This is a genomic window from Actinomycetota bacterium, from assembly GCA_036280995.1.
GTDB lineage: Bacteria > Actinomycetota > CALGFH01 > CALGFH01 > CALGFH01 > CALGFH01.
The window spans coordinates 1-2,662 of record DASUPQ010000085.1; the positions used below are offsets into that span (position 1 = coordinate 1).

The window sequence follows — 2,662 nt, forward strand, 5'->3', positions numbered from 1 at the left end:
GGCTGGGGTGGAAGTAGTCGAGGCGCGAGACCATGCCGCGGGAGAAGTCGTACTCGTAGGTCAGGTAGCCGTCGAAGCGGCAGTTGGACCAGGTGGCGCAGACGTCGCGGAGGACGTCGTTGAATTCCCGCTCGCGCTCGATCACGGCCTGGCGGTCGGCGGCCGAGTTGAAGAAGTTCAGCATCGACGGGCAGATGCCGGCCGCCTGCCAGACGATCTGGGCGACCGGGTCGGTGCGCAGGACGCTCCAGAGCTGGTACAGGTTCGGGATCGAGGCCACGAACACGCGGCTGCCGGGCAGCCCGCTGCGCAGGATGTCCAGGGTCTCGGTGAACTGGGCCCGGAAGGTTGCCGTGGGGGTGAGACGGCCGTCCCAGCCGCACAGGTCGTTGGCGCCCATGAGGATGGTGACGTACTCGGCCCCCTGGCCGACGGTGCGCCGGGCCTGGCCGGGGGCGTCGGCCATGCGCGCGCCCGAGACGGCGTTGTTCCACCGGTGGCCGCGGATGGCCGGGTTCCGGGCCCGGATGCGCTCGTAGTGGCTGGCGATCCCGTCCAGCGGCGCGTATCCGGTGGCCCAGGAGTGGCCGGGCCAGTTGCCGTAGAAGCAGCAGACGTCGACCGCCTGGGTGATCGAGTCCCCGATGGCCGCCATCGAGTCCGGCAGCGGCGGCGCCACCGCCGCGGCCAGGGGGGCGGCGGCAGGGGCCGAGGTTGCGGCGGAGGCTGCGGCGGCGGGACCCAGGGTCGCCGCGAGCAGGGCGACCCCGACCCCGAGGGCGCGGAACGATCCAGAACACCGGACACGTATCCGCGCTTGCGGCAGCTGCCTGGTCGCCGGGGGCGGCGCGCAAGCCTTCACGCTGGACGGATGCCTCGACGCAGTATGCGGCGCCGGATACCTGCCCGCTGTTCTGGGCATCTCTGACCTCCCCGGTCGCGTGGAACGGGATGCTGGTCAGAGAATGACCGGTTTTAGGGTTCCTGCCTAGATATGTGCTTGTGCGTGAACGCCCGGCTCAGGGGTAGTCGCGCTCGATGCGGCGCTCCTCGACCACGCGCTCCTCGGGGTAGGCGGCCGTGGAGCGGCGCCGGTAGGGGGAGAAGCTGCTCCAGAACAGCAGGGACAGGAGCAGGCCGACCACGCCGGCGACCATCAGGATGATGCCGACGGTGTTGAGGTTGAAGCCCTCGGTGGTGACGTTGACCGCGAACGTCAGGATGGCTCCGATGACCAGCAGGAAGATGCTGGCTCCGATACTCATTGCTCCTCCTTCAAACCAAGCACGATGTCTCCGGTCCGCGTTACCCGGTCGGGCCTCGGGGAAACCCCCGATCCGGACCGGGGACCCGATCAGCGGGAGCCGTAGCTGGCGCGCAGCTCGGGGTCGTCCACGGCCAGGCGCACGGCCCCGGCCACCTGGAGCTGGAAGACGAACCCGGCGAGCAGGCTGATCCCGGCGAAGGCCAGCAGCTCCCACTGGCGGTCGTAGAGCAGCTCCAGCGCCAGGCCGGCGAACGCCGGGAGGAGGCCGAACACCAGGGCCTGGCTGGCCCAGCCCATGGCCAGGCCGCGGAAGCCGATCGCCCTGGCCCGCTCGGCCCGCGGCCGGCGCAGGCGCGGGTCGGGATGCTCCAGGGCCCGCTTGCCGGCCACCAGCAGCCTGGCCGGGCGCAGGGCCAGCCCGGCGCCACCCAGGACGGCCAGCACGGCCACGGCCACCACGGCGGTGACGGCGACCCCGCCCACCGGCGTCGCCACCGCCCCCGGCCCGCCGAGGGAGTTGAGGCCGGCGCTGACCATCACCGCCACCACCATCCCGGCGAACAGGAACGCGACCCGCACCGTCCGCACGATCGGCTCCGGGTCGGGTCCCCGGTCCCGCCCCGACGGCTGCTGGGGCCGCGACCCCTCCGGGTCGAGCGGGTGCCAGACGTCACCCATCGGCCACCTCCTCGACCTCCTCCTTGGCGAGGAGGGCGGCGAAGGCGGCCTCGTCGAGGGTGGGGACCCCGAGCTCGGCGGCGCGGGCGGCCTTGGAGCCGGGGTCGGCACCGACGACGACGTAGGCGGTCTTCTTGGAGACGCTGGAGGCGACCCGGCCGCCGCGGTCCTCGATGGCCCGGGTGGCCTCGTCGCGGGTGAGGCCGTCCAGGCCGCCGGTGAGGACGAAGGACATCCCGGCCAGGGTCTGGGGCCGGTCGGCCCCGCTGCCGCCGTCGGCCTTGGTGTTGAGGCCGGCCTCGACCAGGCGCCGGACCAGGTCCTGGTTGCCCTCGTCGGCGAACCAGGCGGCCACGCTGGCGGCGATGGTGGGGCCGACCCCGCCGACGTCGTTCAGCTCCTCCTCGGAGGCGGCGGCGATCGCCTCAAGGGACTTGAGGCGGTTGGCCAGCAGGGTGGCCACGGTGCCACCGACGTGGCGGATGGACAGCCCGACCAGCAGCCGGTCCAGCGGGCGCTGCTTGGAGGCCTCGATCGCCTCCAGCAGGTTGGCGATGGAGCGGTCCTTGAACCCGCCGAGGGCGGTCAGGTCGTCGGCGGTGATCCGGTAGATGTCGGCCGCGTCGTGGAGCCTGCCGGCGTCGATCAGGGCGGCCACCGTCTTCTCGCCCAGGTGCTCGATGTCCATGGCCCCGCGGCTGGCGAAGTGGACCAGGG

General features: G+C 72.6%; 4 protein-coding genes. All 4 read right to left on the bottom strand.

From position 1 onward, the window contains the following. A partial coding sequence (locus VF468_02320; protein HEX5877147.1) for a GDSL-type esterase/lipase family protein occupies window positions 1-862 on the bottom strand: 862 nt, incomplete at its 3' end. 157 nt (window positions 863-1,019) lie between these two features. Continuing rightward, complete coding sequence (locus tag VF468_02325) at window positions 1,020-1,265, bottom strand: DUF6458 family protein (protein ID HEX5877148.1); 246 nt, start codon at window positions 1,263-1,265, stop codon at window positions 1,020-1,022. An 89-nt stretch (window positions 1,266-1,354) separates the two neighbouring features. Then, entirely contained in the window at window positions 1,355-1,945 is a 591-nt protein-coding gene (locus VF468_02330; protein ID HEX5877149.1) for a hypothetical protein, read from the bottom strand. Continuing rightward, window positions 1,938-2,662 (bottom strand): helix-hairpin-helix domain-containing protein (locus tag VF468_02335; GenBank protein HEX5877150.1); only part of this gene is annotated, 725 nt, incomplete at its 5' end. The genes VF468_02335 and VF468_02330, both read right to left, overlap by 8 nt.